Source organism: Microcystis sp. BLCC-F209, from assembly GCF_041928595.1.
Taxonomy (GTDB): Bacteria; Cyanobacteriota; Cyanobacteriia; order Cyanobacteriales; family Microcystaceae; genus Microcystis.
Genome location: NZ_JBHFLL010000332.1, coordinates 1 through 21,351, shown reverse-complemented (window position 1 = coordinate 21,351; position 21,351 = coordinate 1). Strand labels below are relative to the sequence as shown.

The window sequence follows — 21,351 nt, the reverse complement described above, 5'->3', positions numbered from 1 at the left end:
CAGGAAAAAAGAGGAGAGATTGAGATAGGATATTTGGATGAAATGGGATGGGATTCAAAGCCTTGTATTCCTGACGCTTGGCAAGAAGAAAAAACCACGATAAAGTTACCACCAATTGAAGGTAAAAGACTAAATATTTTATGAATAATGAAACGAGATAATCAATTATTTTATGAGACACAGGTCGGAACGGTTACTAGCGAGATAGTTATTAATTTTCTGGATAAATATTGCCAAAATATACAGAAAAAAACTGTCATAATAATTGACCAAGCTTCCATTCATACCAGCGAGGCATTTATGGAGAAACTTGAGGAATGGGAAAAGAAAAATTTGAAAATATTTTGGTTGCCCACTTATTCACCTCATTTAAATTTAATTGAAATATTATGGAGATTTTTAAAATATGAATGGATTGAATTTAGCGCCTATAAAGACCGAAAGAGCCTCCTCGCTTACGTTAAAAAAGTGCTGGACAATTTTGGAGGCGAGTATGTAATTAATTTTGCCTAGGTACTTATCACTATTCAGGCTCTAAAAAAGCAGTAGATTTATATTTTCGGAACAAAAAGAATGATTATAAATTCTATAGAAAAAATCGTTTACACATTGTAAAAATATGAGATTATTAAATGTTGGCTGTGGCTCCACCTTTCATCCCGCTTGGGTGAATATTGATATAGCGTCATCTTCACCGGAAGTTAGAGAATATGATATTCGCAAAAACTTGCCCTACCCAGATGCTGAATTTGATGCCTGTTATAGTTCCCATGTCTTAGAACACTTTCAACAAGATGAGGCAAGAAAACTGCTGACTGAATGTTACCGAATTCTCAAATGTAAGGGTATAATAAGAGTAGTTGTACCTGATCTCGAAGCAATAACTAGAAAATATTTGTCCACTTTAGAAAAGGTCAATTCGGGGATTAAAGAAGCGGAACCTGACTATGACTGGATAATGCTGGAGCTTTATGATCAAACTGTTCGCAGTGTTGGCGGAGGTAAAATGAAAGATTTTCTGCTAAACCCTAGTATTAATAATAAAGATTTCGTCCGTTATCGAATCGGTGCGGAAGCGGAAAAGTTTTGGGAAATTCAAGCTCACCAAAAGTCCATGAGGGAGAGAATAATGGCTAAGAGTCCCGCTTGGTTTTTACAGAAACTGAGAATTATCATAGCTAAATATCTAGTAGCACTTGTGGCAGGAAATGAAGCTAAAAAATCTTTTGAAGAGGGGATATTTCGGAATTCAGGGGAAATTCATCTTTGGATGTATGATCGCTATTCCTTAAAGCGGCTGCTGGAGCAAGTGGGATTTATTGATGTGCGTGTTTGTCGTGCTGATGATAGTAGAATACCAGATTTTAATAGTTACGGTTTAGATATGATAGAGGGCAAAATTCGCAAACCGGACTCTTTATTTATGGAGGCGATGAAACCCTAGAAATAATTACACTAAATTAAACTTTAAAACATTGATCAATTTTAAAAGGACTAAAAGATGACAAAAAATATCGTTAAAAAACTGTTCAGAAAACTAGGGTTTGAAGTCAAGAGATATAATCTTAATACTTCACAAGTGGCTCTGATGGAAAGGTTACTGAAATATCATCAGATAGAGCTAATCTTTGACGTGGGTGCTAACTGTGGACAGTATGCTAGTTTTCTGCGAGACTGTGGTTATCGAGGCAAAATAGTATCCTTTGAACCTTTATCCACTGCCTACTCCCAATTACTTACTCTTAGCAAGAAAGATAACTTGTGGGAAATTGCTCCTCGCTCTGCTTTGGGAGACCAAGAAGGTGAAATTACCATTAATATTGCTGGGAATAGTCAGAGTAGCTCTGTATTGTCGATGTTGGATTCTCATCTGCAAGCGGCTCCTGAATCGGCTTATTGTGGTTCTGAAATAGTACAATTGAGACGGCTAGATACTTTAGCCAAAGACTACATTACAGAGGGTACTCAATCAATATTTTTGAAGATCGATGTGCAGGGATTTGAAAAGCAAGTTATTGAAGGTGCTGTTCAGATTCTTCCTTTAGTTAAAGGGATTCAAATAGAAATGTCTTTAGTACCACTATATGACCAGCAAATACTCTTTGAAGATATGCTAGAGTTTATGAAAGAAATTGGCTACGATCTATATACGATTATTCCGAACTTTGCTGATAAACAGACTGGAAGACTATTACAAATCGACGGGATATTTTTTAAGTCATGAAAGTAGGTTTACTAAGTAATTCTGATGGTCGAGGAGGGGCTTATGCAGCCGTTTATCGTTTACATCAAGGCTTGCGGGAAACTGGTACAGATTCGACTCTGTTAGTTGGTGATAAAACTCGTGATGACTATACTGTTTTATCGCCAGCAAGTAAATTAATGAAGGGATGGACGAAACTAATACCTGGGGTTGATCACTTGCCCTTGTCATTATATTCTCAAAGAGAGAGAACACCTTATTCTATCGAATGGCTTCCCGATCGCCTTGTTTCTAGAGTAGCCCAAATTAGTCCAGATATTATTAACTTACACTGGATTAATGCCGGGTTTTTACAAATTGAAACCCTAGCCAAATTTAAGCAACCTCTTGTTTGGACGGCTCACGATATGTGGCCTTTTACTGGTGGTTGTCACTATAGTGAAGAATGTGATCGCTATACCCAATCCTGTGGTCATTGTCCCCAATTAAAAAGTCAGCAAGATGGGGATATTTCTCGTTGGGTTTGGCGGCGAAAAGCTCAAGCGTGGAAAAATCTCAATCTGACTATTGTTACCCCCAGTCAATGGTTAGCTGATTGTGCTAGAAATAGTTCTCTATTTCAGGATTTACGGATAGAAGTAATTGCCAATGGTTTAGACATTCAAAGCTATAAACCAATCGAGAAAAAGATTGCTCGCCATCTCTTAGGATTACCCCAAGATAAACAGCTTATTCTCTTTGGTGCTATGACGGCAACAAGTGATCGCCGGAAAGGGTTTCATCTGCTGCTGCCTGCCATAAAAAAACTCAGCCAATGGGAAATATGGCAGCATAAATTAGAGTTAGTGGTCTTCGGTGCCTCTGAACCAGTTAATCCGCCAGATTTTGGCTTGAAAACTCATTATTTAGGCAGATTAAATGATGATATTTCCCTAGCTTTAGTCTATGCCGCCGCCGATATTTTTGTCGCTCCCTCAATTGAGGATAATCTTCCCAATACAGTCATGGAAGCTCTCGCTTGTGCCACTCCATCTGTTGCCTTTAAAATTGGTGGAATGCCTGATATGATCGAACATCAAGAGAATGGTTATCTGGCTCACCCCTTCGAGGTGGAAGACTTAGCAAGCGGAATTAATTGGGTATTAGAAGATACAGAAAGGTATAACCAATTGTGCATTCGGGCAAGGCAAAAAGTGGAGCAAGAATTTACTCTTGAGATTCAAGCATCTAAGTATTTAAAGCTGTACAATGAAATCTTGGAATCTTCCAAGTAAACTTAAACAGTCTTAGCTATGCTCAAAAAAACGGCTCTTCGTTACTTGGTATGGTTCGATGGGGGGGCATAAATCGACTAAATCCTTATCTGGCAAGAGATTTAATTGATTAGTTAGCTCTAGATCAAAAACAATTGACGAAAATAGCCAAATATCTTTCTCCATGAGGGTTTCATCTCTTATAATCCTGTCCGTTGCATAAGACAAACCGAAGAAACAAATTTGTCAAGTATCATAAGTAAAATACTCTGGTTTTTGGCTATTGTATCAAATCTTAACTCGATTGTCTATCTTTTGGGATTAATGTGTTTGTGCCTCAAGTCTTTCCCTGTATGAATTTTAGCCATTTTTGAGCGTAGGCACTCTCATCGAATTTTATTTTAAGTTAATTATTTGCATAACAATTCCCGAAGAGCCAAATTGACTAAATAAATCCAAGGGGCGTGACACCATTACTAGTCCAACATTTTCCTAGACCCTTTGAGTTACTATAGAGGAGTGGTGCGAAACGTTTAGGCATGAAATAGGGCTGAAATGACTGAAATAACCGCCTAGTAAGGTATTCAGTCCCCTGAAGACCTTATAACTGTTTATATGTCCCAACGTTGAGTATCAACACGATACCAAACTAGGCAAGGGGACTCAAGGTCAATACACTTTGCAACAATTATTCACAATTGTTACAAAGGTGAGAGTAACGGCGATAGCCACCCCCAGATTCAGAAGTCACAACTCTGGGACTGAAGCGGGGAACGGAAAGGCTCCGAGGTGTAACCTAACACCAGAATCGAGACCACTGCCAACCATCCATGATTAGGCGTGAGCCGAATGTCTGACCTGAACCATCGTAACCATTGAGTAGTGAAATAGGTTGATACACTGCGTTCAAAAGAACAAGGGGAAAAGTAAGAAATTCGCTTACTCACTTACACAGACCTTTAAAAGTACCCCGATGGAAAGGACAAATCTAAAGATGGAATGCCCATATAAACGGAACGTGATAAGCCCTTTTAGGCTCTGAGTATTGGTCGAAATACCCAGTAGTGATAAGTGTAAGCGCAAGCCTTCAAGGGTGTGAGATGTAACCAAAAGCCAACGCCTAACGGTAATAGTTAGGATATGCTGACGGGTTACGGTTTGAATGTAAGGATAGAGTCTAGTAGGAGTCTATATGACGAAACCCTTGAAAAGGTAAAGGGTTCGGGAAACCGAAAACCACTAAGACTACGAATGTATGGAAAGCTATCAACTGGGGTAAAATCCAGAGATATGTTTTCAAGCTCCAAAAGAGAATATACCAAGCAGCTAAATCGGGACAGGATGCAAAGGTCAGAAGGTTGCAACGTCTATTGGTGAAATCGTACTACGCTCGTCTATTAGCAGTTCGCAAAGTAACCCAAGATAATCAAGGAAAGAAAACAGCAGGTGTCGATGGAGTGATAGCAATATCCCCTGAACAAAGGCTAAATCTAACCGAAGAAATCAAGGGAACACTTAAAGCAAAACCGCTAAGAAGGGTATGGATTCCTAAACCCGGCAGGGATGAAAAACGCCCATTAGGAATACCAACCATCAAAGACAGAGCTAGACAAGCGTTGATTAAATCGGCACTTGAACCAGAATGGGAGTCAAAAATGGAAGGAACCAGCTATGGTTTCCGACCGGGAAGGTCTGCCCATGATGCAATATCGAGGATATACCTCAGCATTAATAAAAGTAACTACTTCGTATTAGATGCTGATATTGCCAAGTGTTTTGACCGAATTAATCACAAATTTTTACTGTCAAAAATTCATTGTCCAAGTTCCCTGAAAAGAGACATAAAACAATGGCTCAAAGCAGGAGTATTGGATAACGGCGTATTTGAAGAAACAGAAACAGGGACACCACAAGGAGGGGTAATAAGTCCACTACTTGCTAACATCGCACTGGATGGAATGGCAAGGTTGATTGAAACACTATTCCCCAAAAAGAGTGATAAAACAAATCAAGCTGTATTAATAAGATACGCAGATGACTTCGTAGTGATTTCACCTTCACTCGAAATCATTGAACAGTGCAAAACTGCTATTTCCGAATGGTTAAAACCGATAGGATTAGAACTCAAACCAGAAAAAACCAGAGTGTGTCATACACTCAAACCCATTGAGTACAATGGGAAAACTGAAAAACCCGGTTTTGATTTCCTAGTATTCAATATCAGGCAATACCCAGCAGGAAAATACAAAGCAGGGAAAATATGTAAAGAAATATCCAAAACATTCCTAACACATATTAAACCTAGCCAAAAAGCAGTTAAAGCCCATACAGAAGCGATTAAAGGTGTAATCAAAAAACACAAAACAGCACCTCAGTCAGCCCTGATTAGTCACCTAAACCCAATCATTAGAGGATGGGCTAACTACTACTCAGGAGTAGTATCCACAGATACCTTCAATAAACTAGACTACACAATCTGGTTAATGTTAAGGGCATGGACAATATCAAGATGCGGTAAAGCGGACTACGAAAAGCTGAGAAACTACTTTAGACCGGGTACAGTTAAACTTAGCAATGGGAAAGAAAGACATGAATCTTGGCTATTTCAAACCAAAGACGGTCTCTATCTATGGAAACATAACTGGACACCAATTGTCAGACATACCCTAGTACGCCCCGAAGCCTCACCTTATGACGGAAATTGGACTTACTGGGCGACCAGACGAGGACAAGCAATCGACACACCGACAAGAGTAGCCAAACTACTTAAGAAGCAACAAGGCAAGTGTAGCCGATGTGGGCAGTATTTCACCCCATCGGATTTAATTGAAGTTGACCACATTCACCCTCTAAGCTTAGGCGGAAAGGATGAATATAAGAACCTTCAATTACTACACCGCCACTGCCACGATGATAAATCGGCATCTGATGGAAGCCTAAATCCATCTGGTTTGACAACTTCAGAAGTCAAACTAGATAATACAAGGTTAACCAAAGGAAGTCAAGCTGTATCCTTAACAAGGGAACAGTCAAACTAGGAGCCGTGTGAGGCGAAAGTCTCATGCACGGTTCTGAATGGGAGGGGAGGTCGGTGACGACCTTCTCGACCCCTAATATTTAGACTTATTCTGTAACCATTGCCACAGATCAAGATACACCGCTTCATCCTTGGCCACCCTTCCAGCGATCGCATTGATCGCTCCTCTTAATTGTGGCACTTCGCACCAGAAAACTTGATCGCCTTCCACGGCTTGAATAGTAGTACAAAAGTAGCTAACGCTCATCTCTATCACCAGCTACAGGTATCTGCTATCTGATTAGGTAAAAACCGAGGGTTTTCTGCAAGAGGAGCAAATAAATTGAGCGATTCCCTTGTCAAGCGCACCTCTTTCTCTGACAATGGATGAAGGACTGATGAGAAACGATCAGTTATAGTGAGACAGCCTTAGCAAGCCAGTAAAAGACTCCTAAATTCACTCTGAGCTGCCACAAATTGCCGTCATACCAACTTCTAGGACAAAAATAGGAATGCGAGTAACTTTTACCGAAAATCAGGGTTTTAGAAAGGAATTGAATAAACGGGTTGATGCTTATTTTACCGAAAACGGCATCCCCACCAGAGATAATTTTGCCATGTACCTGAAGACGATCACGATTTTAACTTGGGTAATTGCCGCTTGGCTGTTTGTGCTTTTTGGTCCGGATATCTGGTGGCTAAAAATTATCGGTTGTATGGTTTTAGGAGCAGGATTAGCAGGGATTGGTTTTAGTATCGGTCATGATGCTAACCATGGCGGCTATTCTAGTAAAAAATGGGTTAATTCTCTCCTTGGCATGACCTACGATTATATCATCGGTGCTTCCAGTTATCTCTGGCGTTTTCGTCATAATTATCTCCATCATACCTATACCAATGTTTTAGGGTACGATGTGGAAATTCACGGCGATGGTATCGTGCGAATGACTCCCCATGCCGAGCATAAATGGTATCATCGTTATCAACATTTATTTATCCCGATTCTCTACGCTGTAATTCCTATCTATTGGTCATTCTCCGATGTGCGCTCCATCTTCCTTAGTCATCGTTTTGGCGGGATTAAAATTCCCAATCCTAAACCGATCGATCTATTCGTTTTATTGAGCGGAAAAGTTGTCTATCTCTTTTGGTTTATTGGCATTCCTCTCTTAGTTGGTTATAGTCCCCTAGAAATAGCGCTCGGTTTTCTCATCGCTTTTATGACCTATGGAGTGCTTGCCTGTCATGTATTTATGTTAGCTCACGTTTTGGAACCCGCCGAATTTATTCAACCTTCGGCAGCTAATCAAATCGAAGACGAATGGGCGATATTTCAAGTGCGAACGACCGTAGATTTTGCTCCTAAAAATGCCTTTTTAAATTGGTATTTGGGGGGATTAAATTATCAAGTAGTTCACCATCTTTTCCCGCAAATTTGCCATATTCACTACCCCAAAATTGCCCCGATCTTAGCGGAAGTTTGCCAAGAATTTGACGTTAATTATGCCGTTTATCCCACCCTAGCAGGTGCTTTGGCTTATAATTATCGTTGGCTCAGACAATTAGGCAATAAACAAAGTAATTTCGATCTCAAATTAGCCAGCTAAATATCAGTTATCAGTTATCAGTTATCAGTTATCAGATGTAAGTTTTAAGTTAATTAGTTAGTTAGTTAGTTAGTTATCTTTATCTTTATCTTTATACCTGTGTACTGTGTACTGTGTACTGTGTACTGTTTACTGTTTACTGATCACTATTTACTGGTCACTGATTACTGTTTACTGATCACTGAAAAATGAACCTACCCAACTCGATTACCCTATCGCGACTCTTGGGACTGCCATTAATTTTGTACTGGTTGCACCAAGGCACAGAAATCGATCGCTGGTTAAGTTTAATTATCTTTCTGATTGCTGCCAGCACCGATTGGCTCGATGGTTATCTAGCGCGAAAATTCAATCAAATCACCGAATTAGGTAAATTTCTCGATCCTTTGGTCGATAAATTGCTGGTTCTCGCTCCCCTCTTAGCTCTCATTGAAATGGATTTAATTGCTGCCTGGGGAGTATTTTTGATTCTCGCTCGCGAATTAGCGATCGCTGGTTGGCGCATTAATCCGAGTTTAACGGGAAATAGCGACATAAAAGGGGCTAATTGGTGGGGAAAAAGCAAAACAGTCAGCCAAATTATCGCTATCGCTCTCTTAATTGCTCCCTTGCCTTCTGAATATAATTTAATTGCTCAGATCGTTTTCTGGCTATCGGTGACATTAACTTTAATTTCTGGAGTGATTTACGTCATACCCAGCCAAAAATTAACCCAAAATTCTTAAAAACCTGACCATTAGCAACAATTCAGGCAACAAACCAGGCAAACACGGTTGCATTTTTTTCCCTGATGTATAATGATCGGGGAGGGACTGTCAAACTCTTCAAGTTCAAACACATCATTCAAAGAAAAAACTATGACCACCACTAATATATCTTTTGCTCTTTCCACCTTTGGTATTAACTTCGCTGTTGGTGGAACGGTTGCCCAGTTCCTGGAAACCTATCCTACTGGCACTATTTCCATAGCGACAACAGACCCTGGTACCTATAATCTCACGTCCATTGGTGTTTTCAATAACGGCGATTCGGTTTGGAGATTATTCAACGGAACGACCAGTGGTGTTAGTGCAACCCTTGTGGGGAACGATTTCTCCTTTACTACGACCCTTAACCTGCCAGCAGATACCAATACTTTTGTTAGATCTACGGTTGGCGGCACTCATACACTAACCGTCGGCACTAATTCCTACACGAAAGCCGCAGGTACGCGAACCATCGACATTATAACTGTACCACCAGCCACAGCCACATTCCCCGCAACTACCATCCAACAATTCCCCCTCACCAATTCCTATTTCATTACAGGCAGTAGCTTCAACGATACTCTCACCGGTGGCGCAGGAGCCGATACCCTAAGTGGTCTTCTGGGAAACGATATCCTAAGTGGTGGAGGGGGAAACGATAGCCTAAGTGGTGCAGCGGGAACCGATACCCTAATTGGTGGCGCGGGAGACGATATCCTAAATGGTGGAGGGCTCAAGGATACCTTTGTATTTACCAATGAAGGCACTGACTCAATACCAGGCTTTGTTCTCACTGGCACTAATGGACCCGACGTCTTAGCCATTACCTCTAGTGCTTACACAGGCGCTCCAGCAGCAAATACGACGGCAGTTATTGATACTTCGCCTTCAAACGGCGAGGCTAACAATGTTATTTTTGTTGGTCTTCTGGCTACTATTCAAACGGTTACCTCTGGTTCTGCTCGTTTTGCCTTAGCCACCAATGCCGGTGCAAGGCAGTTCTTGTATGACGCTGATGGTAACTGGTCAAGTGGTAACACTGTCATTGCAACAATTGGTGGCACTAACTCGCTTACAACCGGTTTAACTGCTGCTAACTTCGCCTTCATTTAATTTCCTTGTTTGAATACACAGATACTGGGTGTATTAGCTAGGGCTAAGACACCCTTATTACTGTGAACCATTTATAAATTGTTAGTTGAGATGAGGCAAGAGGCAAGACCCCCCGATGTCGGGGGGGTTGGGGGGATTCCACTAATCTTAAGGATAGACGGTTAAAATGGGTCTGAGCTTCAGAGCCATTGGCATTAGTTTTCTGTGGTGATTAACTGACGGTGATAATCGCCCCATAACTTCGCTGCCTGTTGACTACTGCCCGCAGTGGGAGAATTATTATCATTACCTAACCAAATGCCTGTCACCCAGTCGCGACGGGGAAGATAACCGATAAACCAGAGATCCACATAATTATTAGTAGTTCCCGTTTTACCCGCTTCTCCCATGCCAACACTGGCAGCACCTCCCGTACCATTAGTTATCACCCCCCGCAAGAGGCTATTCATCGTTTCGGCGGTTTTAGGGGAGATTACCTGCTGATTTCTCTCGCTATCCTCGCCATAGTCATAAATAACCCGACAGGTACTCAAATCCTCCACATTTTTACAGTCGGAAGCGTCGAGAATGCGTTTAATAGCGTGGGGACGATTCCAGCGCCCACCATGGTCAAAAACCCCATAAGCGCCGGTCATTTCTAAGACATTTACCTCGCTTTGCCCTAAAATTAGCCCCGGTACAGGATTTAAAGGTGATTTCACCCCCAAACGTTCCGCCACATTGACCACATTACTTAATCCTGCCTCGCGAGCAATGCGAAGGGCGACGCTATTTTCCGATTGCGCTAAACCTTGAAACATATTGACCCCCCCGCTACTGCGTTCACAGGGAGAATAGGCCTGTCCTTGCCAAGAGAGTCCCGCGCAGGTATAGATTTTATAGGGCGATATTCCCTTTTCCAGGGCGGCAGCATAAGCAAATACCTTAAAAGTGGAACCGGGTTGACGTTTAGCTTGGATAGCGCGGTTAAATTGGCTTTTTTGATAATCAACTCCCCCGACTAAAGCGAGAATTTCCCCGGTTTGACTGTTTAAAGTAACTAAAGCCCCTTGGGAGTATCGATAGCGGGGTCCTTGCTTTAGGACATTATTTTTTAAACTTTTTTCTGCGATCGCCTGTAGCCGGCGGTCTAAACTGGTTTCAACAATAAAATTGCCCTCTTTGGCCACTTCCTCTCCTAAAAGGTCCTGTAATTCCTCGAAAACGTAACTATAAAAATATGGTGCAATCGTACTAGATAGGGATTTTTTGGCTTGGGGACTGATTTCAATGCGAGATCTGCGGGCGCTGGCCGCCGCTTCCGGGGAAATCATCCTTAATTGGGCCATGCGATCGATGACACGATTGCGTAATTGTACGGAAGTGTCATAATCTTGAATGGGATTAAATAAATTCGGGGCGGGTAACATAGCCACAAGGGTGGCAGCCTCGGAGATATCTAAATCTCTAGCGGATTTATCAAAATAAAAGCGGGCCGCGTCTTCAAAACCGTAGCCGGCCAAACCGAGATAAACTCGATTGAGATAGGTTTTGAGGATTTCATCCTTACTATACACCGCTTCTAATTGTAAAGCGACCACAGCCTCCCGGAGTTTGCGATCGGCAGTATTTTGGCGACCGACTTCGGGGAATAAACTACGCGCTAACTGTTGAGTCAGGGTACTGGCCCCTTGACGAATGCCCCGACCTTGCCAATTAATCATAACAGCCCGGACAATCCCCAAAGGATCAACGCCAAAATGCCAGTAAAAACGACTATCTTCGGAAGCGACAACCGCCTTGGGCAAATAGGGTGAAAAATCCCCCAGATTATCTAATTCTTGGTGAGTTTCCTGTCGAATGGGATTGAGGGGAGTTTGACCATCCCTAGCATAGACGACCACCGGACCTCTCACCCCGGAAGGGAGTGGATAAACATTAACTTTGCGACTTTCCCAGATAACCGCTAAAACTAATAAACCGAAAATACCCCCCGCACCATAGAAACCATAGCGCAAAAGTCGCACCCACAGAGGAGGGGGACAGTAATAGGAGATGGTGACACAATTGGCTAAGTCTGGAGGGGCCAGGGTAAAGGTATCACCATGACGCAGGGAAACGCTTTTCAGACGACGTTTACCCATATAAACCCCGTTAGTGGAGTTTTCATCTGTGAGCAGGAAATTATGGGGATTTTTCGGGTCACGCTGTAGGGAACAATGAATCTGACTGACCACGGTATTACGGATAGTAATATCACAGGAACTGGAACTGCGGCCTAACAAATAGCGATCGCCAATAAGGGGATATTTGCTTTCCCCGCTGCCATTCTCGTTTTTAAGGCGTAATTCGGGAACTCTAGCCCCTTTTTTGAGATTTACCGCCTGAAAATTCACCTTTCCTTGCAATTTCTGCACGGCAACGGTGACAAGTTGACTAATTTGGGTTTTCGGCGACTGGTTAGACATAGTTTTTATCAGTTATCAGCTTCTGGAGGCAAGAGGCAAGTGGGGGAATGGGGTTGTGGGGGAATGGGGTTGTGGGGGAATGGGGTAGTGGCAAGTGGGGGAATGGGGAATTTCAACTAAAACCCCAACACCCTAACACCCCCCGCAACGCGCACGCAGTGACCACCCTAACACCCCATCACCCCAACACCCTAAAACCCTAACACCCTAAAACCCTAACACCCTAAAACCCTAACACCCCAATTCACTCCCAATATCCCTAAATTGCCATTTTAGCCTCTAAAGCTTTCAGGTATTCCGTATTGACTCCCGACTCGCGAATCAGAGCAATTTTACCGGTACGGGCCACCTCGCGAACGCCAAATTTATTCAGCATTTGCATAATCGCCACCATTTTACCCGGATCCCCCACCACTTCGATGGTCAGGGTTTCCTCGGAAATATCCACAATTCGCGCCCGGAATACCTGCGCTAATTCGATCACTTCGGCCCGGCGCTCGGCGGTAGCATTAACTTTAATCAGCATTAATTCCCTTTCCACACAAGGGGTTTGGGTGATATCCTGCACCTTGAGGACGTTAATTAACTTGTAAAGTTGTTTGGTTAACTGTTCGATACTGTCCTCGTCTCCTGGTACTACCATCGTAATCCGAGAAACTCCCATCTGTTCGGCAGGACCCACGGCCAGACTTTCAATATTAAAGCCCCGACGGGCAAACAATCCAGCAATACGGGTTAAGACTCCTGCTTCATCTTCAACTAATACGGATAATGTGTGTTTCATGGCGATCTATCTACACAACCTAGATTTCCCCATTGTAAGACAGGAGGCAAGGCCACAACAGTTTGTCTTCTCGGAGGGATTTGGGTAGGAAGGAACCTCTACTCTGTCCTGGCCCTGAGCTACGTCGAAGGGAAAGTTAAATCCAATCCTCGTCATCCCCTTTGTTTACCTCCCGATCTTGGTTTTGATCCTGGGCGGGGGGCGTAATAATCCGATAATTGACATCGTACACTTGATCGGCCTTTTCCCCGCGAGTCTGTTTGGCTGTGCGGTAACTATAAGAATAAACCGTGCCAGTTTTAGAACTGTCACTTGGAGGCTTGACAAAATTTGCTTTTTCCTCATCGGCAAGCCTAGTCGAGAATTCTTCCCGATCCTGAATGGTGGTCGGTTGTTCGGGGGGTGGATCAAAATTCCAATCATCACCGCTCTCTCTTTCCCAATCGTTACCCCGTGCAGAAGCAGCAGTATCTTGAATATAGCTAGGTCGGGGAGATGGGGGTGGGACTGTAGGATTATTCGCTATACGAGGGGAGGCTTTTGGGGCAGCCAAAGGACTACCAAAACTATAGAGAAATTGCAGGGTTAAACCACTGATAATTCCCGCTAGGGTGAAAAGTAACACCCAGACCGCTAGGGGCAGTTTTACCGTCATCATACCGCCAAAAAAGACCAAAGTGATCACCGTCAGATTCTGCCAGATCAGTAATCCGCCTACAGCGATCGCAAATAAGACCATTATCCAGCCCATTTTTACCTCCCTTGATTCAGTGATCAGTAAACAGTGATCAGTAAACAGTGATCAGTGATCAATCACTAAGGGACTTGCGTGGGAATAATATCCCAATCGATCGGAGGGCGCAAGCTTTGCGCCCCTACAGTAACGGATTTTGTCCACAATGTAGGGGCGAACTGCATTCGCCCAAAAGGTACATTATCAAAGCGCAGGTCCCTAACCACTAACTAACCACGGGAGCATCTCACCTTTGTAACCCCTAAATCAGGTTTTTATGTCAAGCTATTTTGAAAGTCTTGCTAGAAACCAGTTTTATGGATAAGTATAATTACTCACTTGCATAAATGAGATGCTTTCCCACTAACCACTGTCCACTATCCACTGATAACTGATAACTGATCACTGATAACTGTCAATGTCCTTGCCAGCGATTAATGGCCACACAATCGATATCTAACTGATCGAGAGTACGAGCGATGACAAAATCGACCAAATCCTCGATCGATTGGGGATGGTGATACCATGCCGGTATTGCTGGCACAATTCTAACGCCGGCCTCAGCTAAAGTGGTTAAATTACGCAGATGAATTAAACTAAAGGGGGTTTCTCGCGGTACTAAAACCAATTTTCTGCCCTCCTTAATCTGCACATCGGCCGCTCTTTCTAGCAAATCGGAACTTAATCCCCCCGCTAATTTGGCCACTGTACTCATGCTACAGGGAATAATTACCATGCCAAGGGTGCGATAGGAACCACTGGCGATCGTTGCCCCCACATCACCCCAACGATGACAGCGTAGTTTTCCCCCTTCCATCACCCCACATTGGCTGCGCCAAAATTGTTCTTGCAGCTCTGGTTCTGGAGGCATCCGCGTCTGATCTTCCGCTTGCCAGACAGTGTAAGCTGATTTGGAAGCCACTAGATCGATCGTGTAGTCGGCTAAAAGTAGATATTTGAGGGTACGCACGGCATAAATCAGCCCTGATGCCCCCGTAACGCCCAAAATTAGCGGTTTAGATAATTCCTTCAAGCTCTAATTCCTCGATCAATTGTAATCCTCTTGGGTCGCCCACTTTTAATAAAGCACCTCTCGCATCCTCCTTGACACCTAAATCCTCATCTTCCACCAAGGCCTCGATTAAAGCATCGATCGCCGTGGCATAAATCACATTGAAGGGCAATTCTCGGCATAATTGACCGATCGACCAAGCGCAATTACTCCGCACGGCTGCGATTAAATCTCGGCGCAATCCTTCAATTAAAGGCGGCAACACGGTGATGATATCTTCATAATTGACCTTGGCAATCTGGGCCAAACTACTGGCGGCCCATAATCGCACCGCCGAAATATCGGTTTTGAGAGCGTGAACCAAAGGATTGATCGCTCTGCGATCACCACAGTTACCCAGGGCCCAAACTACCCCTTTTCTGACGTAACCATTCCAATCTCTGGCCAGTAAATCGATTAAAGGCTCCACGGCGCTAAGACTGGGATTTCTGCCCAAAGCGTAGGCGACACTGACACGCACTAGGGGACAGACATCGTTTAACATCTCCAGTAACGGGGCGATCGCTCTTTCGTCACGCAATTCACAAAAGGCGCGGGCCGCGATCATCCTCTCGCTCAGATGAGCAGAAGTAAGCAATGAGAGCATTTCCTCCGGATCGGGGGGGATTTCCGCTGCTTGATTCGGATCGCTCCCATCGAGAGGATTATTTAAGGAGTTGCTAGAGTCTAGGATTTCATTGTCGTACATACTTGTTAGATTATCTTAATCCGTGACCGCTTACGTCAAGCCCAAAATCAAAAAGTAGTTGCGGGTTGGGGAGACTTATCAGTTATCAGTTATCAGTTATCAGTTATCAGTGAACTGAAGATCCAAATCCGAGCGAAGATAGGCATCCCCTATCATCACTGATAAGCTAAGACGCATTCTCACCGCCTATTCTTGCATTTACAAAACCTAGCAGAATAGGAAGTAAATACAGGGCTAATTTTATTGTTTTTCCGATGCCAAGACGCGGATTTGAACCGCGGACACGAGGATTTTCAGTCCTCTGCTCTACCAACTGAGCTATCTCGGCTTTTTTCAGTCCTTTCTTAATATAGCACGCCCTCGAAATAATTGCAAGGTTTTTTTCTAAAAAGTTTTCCGCTCGACTAGATTGGCAAGGTGAGGGTAAAAGTGGTGACAGCATTGGCACTGGTGACATCGATGGTGGCATTCAGGGGTTTAATCAGTTGGCGGACCAAAGCTAAACCCAAACCCGTGCCACTGTAGCGCCAGGGATCTTGGTGAGGAATGCGATAAAAAGGGGCGAATATCTTTGATAACTCTTCTGGGGCGATTTCTACACCTGAATTACTCACACTAATTAATATTTGCTCGTCCGCACGCCAGACATCTACCCTAATTATCCCTTGTTCTGGGGTATATTTGGAAGCATTGGTTAGTAATTCCGCTATGATGCGCTCGATATCACACAGACTGGTATTAATCTCCGGTATGTCCCCATCTATATCTACAATTAACTGCTGTTGTCGCTCGCGGGTGAGAGTGCGAAAAGGTTCCACTAATAAGGGTAGCCAAGAAAGTAAGTCGATCGCTTCGATCGCTGGGGGTTCGCTTTCCGCATCCAGATAGGTTAAAGTCAACAGATCATTAACTAACTTGCTCTGACGTTGAGATTCAATGTTAAGAATTTGCAACAGTTGACCGATCGAATCCTCTGGATCGATCTCGATTCCTTGATATTCTAGGAGACTTTCTAGGGTTTCCACCGCTAGACGAATGCTGGTAATCGGGGTTCGCAGTTCATGGGAAAGGGTTTTCAGGAATTCGCTTTTTAATCTTTCCAGTTTTTCTAATTCCCGCACTTGTGCTTGGGAAGATTCGTAAAGTCGCGCCTGTCGAATAGCGATCGCACATTCGGTGGCAATATGTTGAATCAAATTAGTTTCTAAGGAGTTAAAAATCTGATTAGCCGGTCGAATTAGCCAAAGATTGCCCAAAAAGCCCTGATCATCAAAGATAGCACAAGCGCAACGGTTAACACGACAAATTTGCCGATTGTCAAGGGGAAGATGATCGACAAATTGTAAAATTTGTTTGTGCAGCAGCGGTTGATAGATTTCGGGAAAATCGCTAATTTGACGAGTAATTCCCTGACAGATAAGCTCTTGATTGGTATATTCGTGGACAATGGTGGCTTTGCTGCGACTGGGATCATAAAGCTCAATTTGGGCCCGTTCTACGGGTAAAACCTGCACTAATTCCCTAGTGGTAGTTTGCAAAATATGATTTTCATCGAGACTATCGCGAATTTTTTCGGTAATCCGTCCGATTAATGCTTCATACTTCAAAGTCATCTGCAATTCGGCGGTTCTTTGCTGAACCTCCGATTCTAGAGCAGTATTCAAGCATTTTACCCGTTGGTGTAGTTCTGCTTGTTGAATGGCAATTCCCACTTGAATGGCTAATTGTTTGAGCAGATCGATTTCTTGGGATTGCCAAGGGCGAGTTTTTTGGCAATTTTGGGCAATTAGTAACCCCCAGAGTTGGTTATCGCAGATAATCGGCACCACCAGGTTAGCCTGTACTTGTAAAGAGGTGAGTAAGTTGCGATAACAGGGATCAAGTCCCGAATTATGGACATTTTCAATCACTTGAATCCTGCCACGGCGATAATTTTCCAGACGTTCTGGGGATAAATTAAAACAGGGATCTAATATCCTGTTTCCTAAGACAGAATTAATCCTCCCAGTATGGGATTCCACCACAATCATGCCACTACGATCGGGGAATAAACGATAAATTAACACTCGATCGCAGTTAAGAAATTGTCGCACTTCTTTAACGGTTCTTTGCAAAATGCGATCAAGATCCAACGATTGCCGGATTCTTTCCTGCATTACCCCCAGTAGTTGTTCCTGTTCTGCTTGTAATCTTAAAGCTTCTTCGGCCTGTTTGCGTTCGGTGATATTGGTACTGGTTCCCACTAAACGATAGATGCAGCCATTGTCATCCCGTAGGGGTGTTAGAGTCGTTAGCCACCAGTAGGGTATATTTTGAAAAGGTAAATACTGTTCGTAGGAAATAGTCGTTCCGTAACGCACACAATCACTGTAGTGTTGCCGCACACTACGCGCATCATCGGGGGGAAGGATTTGTTCGGGGGTTTTTCCTTTAATCTCTGATGAGCGCAATCCTGTCCAGCGTTCATGAACGGGGTTTGCTCCCACATAGCGAAAGTCTCTATTTTCCAGCACGTCCACCACAAAAATCGACGCTTGTACGGAATTGAATATACTACGCAGAAACTGCTCGGAATCCTCCTCTTGTGGCTGTCCATCTAACTCGGTATCGATTGCTGATGGCTGCTTTTCCATAAGAGCCTCCCCTTGTGCTAATTGGTGGATTTGGATCGATAATCACAAAATCGTCGGCTACTCCTAGAGGTATTTAACAATTTCTTAAGATCCTCGCACGAATTTTCCGATCCGCTGCCGATTCCGATATATTTCTTTGCAAAAACGAGAAAGCAACCCCAATATACTGAGATCAGTTATCAGTTATCAGTGATCAGTTATCAGTTATCAGTGACCAGTTATCAGTTATCAGGTTTAAGTTTTAAGTTAAGTAGCTAGATACAATTAATTACACATATCCAATTACTTCTTCCATGAGTGCCTATCCTCACCAAGAAGTTAATTTTGTCCTATTACTTATATGTGTTATTTTCAGCGATCACTGTTCACTGATTACTGATTACTGATCACTGAATTTAGGCTTCTTGGTTGACAAAAGGCAATAAAGCCATTAAACGGGCCCGTTTTACCGCTTCCGTTAAATCTCGCTGTTGTTTAGAAGTTAAACCAGTGATACGTCTCGGCAAAATTTTGCCGCGTTCGGTGATAAATTTGCGGAGGAGTTCGGTGTCTTTGTAGTCAATCGGTTGACTGGGGGAGATGGGAGAAAGACGTTTACGATAGTAGCTCATAGATTTGTAAAGATTGCTTGACTTTTTAACTAAAGTGTGTTTACTTAATTTCCTTGTGGACGGTGTGCTTATTGCAGTGGGGACAGTATTTCTTGATTTCCAGTCTGCCGGTGGTATTGCGACGGTTTTTGCTGGTGGTGTAGCGAGAAACGCCGGGGGTACGCTTATCGGGATTACTGCGGCATTCCGTGCATTCTACAGTGATGATTAGGCGAACGCCTTTTTTACTAGCCATAACAACAGGGGATCGGGTAAATTTACACGCAATCGATCATTATGACATATCTGGGGCCTTTTAGGCAAGAGCAGCCTGGACGAACCAGGGGAACTGTCGGCTAAAAAGTTGAGTTGGGGATGAAATCCAGCACAAAAAAGCTAGAATAATCAGAGCAGTTGGCGAGGATCAGGAAAAATGACGGTAAGATTGGGTAAACCGATTTTAGTGACGGGGATAGGTATTACCATTGCTTTCACCCTGGGGGAAAGTCTCAATAGTACAGTGAGCGAAATTGGTTCCTGGGGTATTTTCGGTGCGATTGCTGTTGGTGCCGGTATCTGGTTTTGGCAAAAACCCAATGCGAAAACCGATTTTTCCCCCCCCAGTCCCCTGAGTCTAGAAAAGGTTAAACAAGGGATTGGCAAGGCCGAGCAGATAATTAATTATCTGGCCAAAGAAGACCCCGATCAAGACTTAACCCCTCTCAAAACCACTTTAACCCAATTAAATCAAGAATTTAGTCGCCAAGACCTGAAAATTGCCATTACCGGTGCGAGAAAAACTGGTAAAACTGCCTTAAAAAAACTACTAGAAAGCGGCAACTTTGGGGAATCTATCGCTTTTCTGGAAACGGAACCGCTTCTAACTCTCGACTCCACCGCTAACCAGAAAAAGGCCCTAGCAGCTGACTTAGTTTTGTATCTGATCAATGGGGATTTAACCGATTCCGAATGGCAAATCCTCCAGCAATTCGATCGAATGCACCAGCGTGTTATTCTGTTACTGAATAAACAGGATCGTTTACCTGCCGAAACCAGAGAAGAAATACTCCTTTCCCTGAAACAAAGACTAAAAGAAACTATTCCCGCTCATCATATTTTAGCCATAGCTGCTGCCCCTGAACCCCTAAAAGTTCGTCAACATCAAAGCAATGGAGAAATCAAGGAATGGACGGAACCCCAAACCGTGGTTATCGATCCTTTAGATAATCATCTCCGACAAATTATCGAACAAGAAAAGCAGGAATTAGTTCTCGGAACTATCTGGAGACAAGCGCTAGAATTAGCCAAGGAAACCAAACAATTACTCAATCAATCCCGACGCAAAAAGGCTTTACCTGTTATCGAACAATACCAATGGATAGCCGCTACTGCCACTTTTGCTAATCCTCTTGCGGCCCTAGATTTAGTTTTAGCAGCAGCTACTAACGCTCAAATGTTAGTGGATTTAGGGGCAATTTATCAACAAAAAATGTCCCTTGAACAAGCAAAAACAGCTATGACTACCCTGGGGAAAATGATGGTACAATTGGGTATGGTAGAGGTGACAACTCAGGCATTGGGAACAATTCTCAAGGGAAATGCGATTACTTATATCGCCGGTGGTACAGTACAGGGAATCGGGGCAGCCTATCTAACTCGTTTAGCCGGTTTAAGTTTAATTGAATATTTCCAAGAACAGGAAATTAACGAGCAATTGAATAATGATTGGAATTGGACGAGTTTGCAGAATAAAGTTAAACAGGTCTGGGAACAAAATCAACGCCTAGCATTTTTACAGGATTTTGTCAAGCAAACGAGCGCTCGTTGGTCGGCATTTTCTGGTTAAAAAATGTAGTTAAGAACTGGGAAAAGATAAATGCTGACGCAGCACATCCCAGCGTGAACAATCCCAATAATCGATATGAGAAATAATCAGATTATTGTCATCGAGAGTTAATTCACTGCGTCCAGAAATAGCGATGCGAGGCCGCCAAGGTAAAGGAGTTATCCAGTGCAATGTCCAACGGGTATTAATAATATTTCCCTGCTGTTCAATTGCGTGGACATCCATCTTGATAGCTTGGAACCATTGACCCATAAAACCAATCATTTCCCGATAGCGTTTAATCCCCCGAAATTGATTGAGAGGGTCTTGAAAATAAACGTCATCAGCATAAATATCATAGGTTTGATCGAGGGGAAATCTTTGATAATCTTGCTGCAAAATAGCGATAATATCCATAAAATACCCAATTATTCCCGATAGCTATTGTCTTTTTTCGCTGCTGAGGGGTCACTGTTAACTATTAAGTACCTAAGCAAAATTAGGGCTCTTCTAGGTTCTGTGTGATAAGTTTAATTGACATAGGATCGATCGATCTTTGTGTCCTTTGTGTCTTTGTGGTTCGTTCCACCCCCTCGCTCTTGAGAAATGTATCTTAGAATACATTTTACCCACCAAAGCTG

18 protein-coding genes, 1 tRNA gene and 1 pseudogene are annotated in these 21,351 nt (G+C 43.2%); 9 read left to right on the top strand and 11 right to left on the bottom strand.

Translation table 11 applies throughout. The features are described from left to right. The 5 genes and pseudogenes from ACE1AQ_RS22305 to ltrA form a co-directional block, all read left to right on the top strand. Positions 1–513, top strand: a pseudogene (locus ACE1AQ_RS22305) (IS630-like element ISMae24 family transposase); the annotation flags it as partial. Between the two features lie 106 nt (positions 514–619). Then, a complete protein-coding gene (locus tag ACE1AQ_RS22300; RefSeq protein ID WP_110546074.1) occupies positions 620–1,444 on the top strand; it encodes a methyltransferase domain-containing protein in 825 nt (274 codons plus the stop codon). A gap of 57 nt (positions 1,445–1,501) precedes the next feature. Then, positions 1,502–2,224, top strand: coding sequence for an FkbM family methyltransferase (locus ACE1AQ_RS22295; RefSeq protein ID WP_110546073.1), 723 nt, complete (start codon positions 1,502–1,504; stop codon positions 2,222–2,224). Beyond that, positions 2,221–3,477, top strand: a complete 1,257-nt coding sequence (locus ACE1AQ_RS22290) for a glycosyltransferase family 4 protein (protein ID WP_008202425.1) — start codon at positions 2,221–2,223, stop codon at positions 3,475–3,477. Before ACE1AQ_RS22295 ends, ACE1AQ_RS22290 begins: the two co-directional genes overlap by 4 nt. 1,244 nt (positions 3,478–4,721) lie before the next feature. Beyond that, the gene (gene ltrA / locus ACE1AQ_RS22285) at positions 4,722–6,494 is read left to right on the top strand and encodes a group II intron reverse transcriptase/maturase (RefSeq protein ID WP_253257802.1); all 1,773 of its coding nucleotides are present in this window, start codon (positions 4,722–4,724) and stop codon (positions 6,492–6,494) included. Between the two features lie 72 nt (positions 6,495–6,566). Here ltrA and ACE1AQ_RS22280 read toward each other — a convergent pair whose 3' ends face one another. Next, positions 6,567–6,740, bottom strand: coding sequence for a hypothetical protein (locus ACE1AQ_RS22280; RefSeq protein ID WP_253860466.1), 174 nt, complete (start codon positions 6,738–6,740; stop codon positions 6,567–6,569). A 244-nt stretch (positions 6,741–6,984) separates the two neighbouring features. On the opposite strand from ACE1AQ_RS22280, the gene ACE1AQ_RS22275 reads away from it, so the two are divergent. From ACE1AQ_RS22275 to ACE1AQ_RS22265, 3 genes are all read left to right on the top strand, one after another. Continuing rightward, positions 6,985–8,079: an acyl-CoA desaturase gene (locus ACE1AQ_RS22275; RefSeq protein WP_149979812.1), complete on the top strand. Its 1,095-nt coding sequence runs from the start codon at positions 6,985–6,987 to the stop codon at positions 8,077–8,079. A gap of 188 nt (positions 8,080–8,267) precedes the next feature. Beyond that, positions 8,268–8,804, top strand: a complete 537-nt coding sequence (gene pgsA, locus ACE1AQ_RS22270) for a CDP-diacylglycerol--glycerol-3-phosphate 3-phosphatidyltransferase (protein WP_008204624.1) — start codon at positions 8,268–8,270, stop codon at positions 8,802–8,804. Between the two features lie 132 nt (positions 8,805–8,936). Then, a complete protein-coding gene (locus ACE1AQ_RS22265; protein ID WP_110545390.1) occupies positions 8,937–9,938 on the top strand; it encodes a calcium-binding protein in 1,002 nt (333 codons plus the stop codon). Positions 9,939–10,132: 194 nt separating this feature from the next. On the opposite strand, the gene ACE1AQ_RS22260 is transcribed toward ACE1AQ_RS22265, so the two are convergent. The 9 genes from ACE1AQ_RS22260 to rpmG all read right to left on the bottom strand — a co-directional run bounded on the left by ACE1AQ_RS22260 (position 10,133) and on the right by rpmG (position 19,141). Continuing rightward, the gene (locus tag ACE1AQ_RS22260; RefSeq protein WP_110545387.1) at positions 10,133–12,385 is read right to left on the bottom strand and encodes a PBP1A family penicillin-binding protein; all 2,253 of its coding nucleotides are present in this window, start codon (positions 12,383–12,385) and stop codon (positions 10,133–10,135) included. Positions 12,386–12,644: 259 nt separating this feature from the next. Further along, a complete protein-coding gene (ilvN, locus tag ACE1AQ_RS22255; RefSeq protein WP_002743360.1) occupies positions 12,645–13,169 on the bottom strand; it encodes an acetolactate synthase small subunit in 525 nt (174 codons plus the stop codon). Between the two features lie 136 nt (positions 13,170–13,305). After that, positions 13,306–13,920: a hypothetical protein gene (locus ACE1AQ_RS22250; protein ID WP_110545385.1), complete on the bottom strand. Its 615-nt coding sequence runs from the start codon at positions 13,918–13,920 to the stop codon at positions 13,306–13,308. Positions 13,921–14,317: 397 nt separating this feature from the next. Then, entirely contained in the window at positions 14,318–14,935 is a 618-nt protein-coding gene (locus tag ACE1AQ_RS22245) for a flavin prenyltransferase UbiX (RefSeq protein WP_008202451.1), read from the bottom strand. Beyond that, positions 14,919–15,662, bottom strand: coding sequence for a HEAT repeat domain-containing protein (locus ACE1AQ_RS22240; RefSeq protein ID WP_008202453.1), 744 nt, complete (start codon positions 15,660–15,662; stop codon positions 14,919–14,921). Before ACE1AQ_RS22240 ends, ACE1AQ_RS22245 begins: the two co-directional genes overlap by 17 nt. A gap of 255 nt (positions 15,663–15,917) precedes the next feature. Then, a tRNA-Phe gene (locus ACE1AQ_RS22235) sits at positions 15,918–15,990 on the bottom strand. 76 nt (positions 15,991–16,066) lie between these two features. Further along, positions 16,067–18,295, bottom strand: coding sequence for a GAF domain-containing protein (locus ACE1AQ_RS22230; RefSeq protein ID WP_110545383.1), 2,229 nt, complete (start codon positions 18,293–18,295; stop codon positions 16,067–16,069). A gap of 395 nt (positions 18,296–18,690) precedes the next feature. Then, on the bottom strand, positions 18,691–18,906 hold the full coding sequence (gene rpsR / locus ACE1AQ_RS22225) for a 30S ribosomal protein S18 (RefSeq protein WP_002770735.1): 216 nt from the start codon (positions 18,904–18,906) through the stop codon (positions 18,691–18,693). Between the two features lie 40 nt (positions 18,907–18,946). Then, positions 18,947–19,141: a 50S ribosomal protein L33 gene (gene rpmG, locus ACE1AQ_RS22220; protein ID WP_002734724.1), complete on the bottom strand. Its 195-nt coding sequence runs from the start codon at positions 19,139–19,141 to the stop codon at positions 18,947–18,949. A gap of 177 nt (positions 19,142–19,318) precedes the next feature. Here rpmG and ACE1AQ_RS22215 point away from each other — a divergent pair, with 177 nt between their 5' ends. Next, positions 19,319–20,731 (top strand): DUF697 domain-containing protein, encoded by a 1,413-nt coding sequence (locus ACE1AQ_RS22215; protein ID WP_110545378.1) that lies wholly within the window; start codon positions 19,319–19,321, stop codon positions 20,729–20,731. Positions 20,732–20,740: 9 nt separating this feature from the next. Here ACE1AQ_RS22215 and ACE1AQ_RS22210 read toward each other — a convergent pair whose 3' ends face one another. Continuing rightward, complete coding sequence (locus ACE1AQ_RS22210; RefSeq protein ID WP_008202463.1) at positions 20,741–21,127, bottom strand: DUF2358 domain-containing protein; 387 nt, start codon at positions 21,125–21,127, stop codon at positions 20,741–20,743. Between the last annotated feature and the right edge of the window lie 224 nt (positions 21,128–21,351).

Coding starts and splice junctions, on each gene's coding strand:
- ACE1AQ_RS22300 (WP_110546074.1), top strand. CDS start 620: ATGAGATTATTAAATGTTGGCTGTGGCTCCACCTTTCATCCCGCTTGG.
- ACE1AQ_RS22295 (WP_110546073.1), top strand. CDS start 1,502: ATGACAAAAAATATCGTTAAAAAACTGTTCAGAAAACTAGGGTTTGAA.
- ACE1AQ_RS22290 (WP_008202425.1), top strand. CDS start 2,221: ATGAAAGTAGGTTTACTAAGTAATTCTGATGGTCGAGGAGGGGCTTAT.
- ACE1AQ_RS22280 (WP_253860466.1), bottom strand. CDS start 6,740: ATGAGCGTTAGCTACTTTTGTACTACTATTCAAGCCGTGGAAGGCGAT.
- ACE1AQ_RS22275 (WP_149979812.1), top strand. CDS start 6,985: ATGCGAGTAACTTTTACCGAAAATCAGGGTTTTAGAAAGGAATTGAAT.
- pgsA (WP_008204624.1), top strand. CDS start 8,268: ATGAACCTACCCAACTCGATTACCCTATCGCGACTCTTGGGACTGCCA.
- ACE1AQ_RS22265 (WP_110545390.1), top strand. CDS start 8,937: ATGACCACCACTAATATATCTTTTGCTCTTTCCACCTTTGGTATTAAC.
- ACE1AQ_RS22260 (WP_110545387.1), bottom strand. CDS start 12,385: ATGTCTAACCAGTCGCCGAAAACCCAAATTAGTCAACTTGTCACCGTT.
- ilvN (WP_002743360.1), bottom strand. CDS start 13,169: ATGAAACACACATTATCCGTATTAGTTGAAGATGAAGCAGGAGTCTTA.
- ACE1AQ_RS22250 (WP_110545385.1), bottom strand. CDS start 13,920: ATGGGCTGGATAATGGTCTTATTTGCGATCGCTGTAGGCGGATTACTG.
- ACE1AQ_RS22240 (WP_008202453.1), bottom strand. CDS start 15,662: ATGTACGACAATGAAATCCTAGACTCTAGCAACTCCTTAAATAATCCT.
- ACE1AQ_RS22230 (WP_110545383.1), bottom strand. CDS start 18,295: ATGGAAAAGCAGCCATCAGCAATCGATACCGAGTTAGATGGACAGCCA.
- rpsR (WP_002770735.1), bottom strand. CDS start 18,906: ATGAGCTACTATCGTAAACGTCTTTCTCCCATCTCCCCCAGTCAACCG.
- rpmG (WP_002734724.1), bottom strand. CDS start 19,141: ATGGCTAGTAAAAAAGGCGTTCGCCTAATCATCACTGTAGAATGCACG.
- ACE1AQ_RS22215 (WP_110545378.1), top strand. CDS start 19,319: ATGACGGTAAGATTGGGTAAACCGATTTTAGTGACGGGGATAGGTATT.
- ACE1AQ_RS22210 (WP_008202463.1), bottom strand. CDS start 21,127: ATGGATATTATCGCTATTTTGCAGCAAGATTATCAAAGATTTCCCCTC.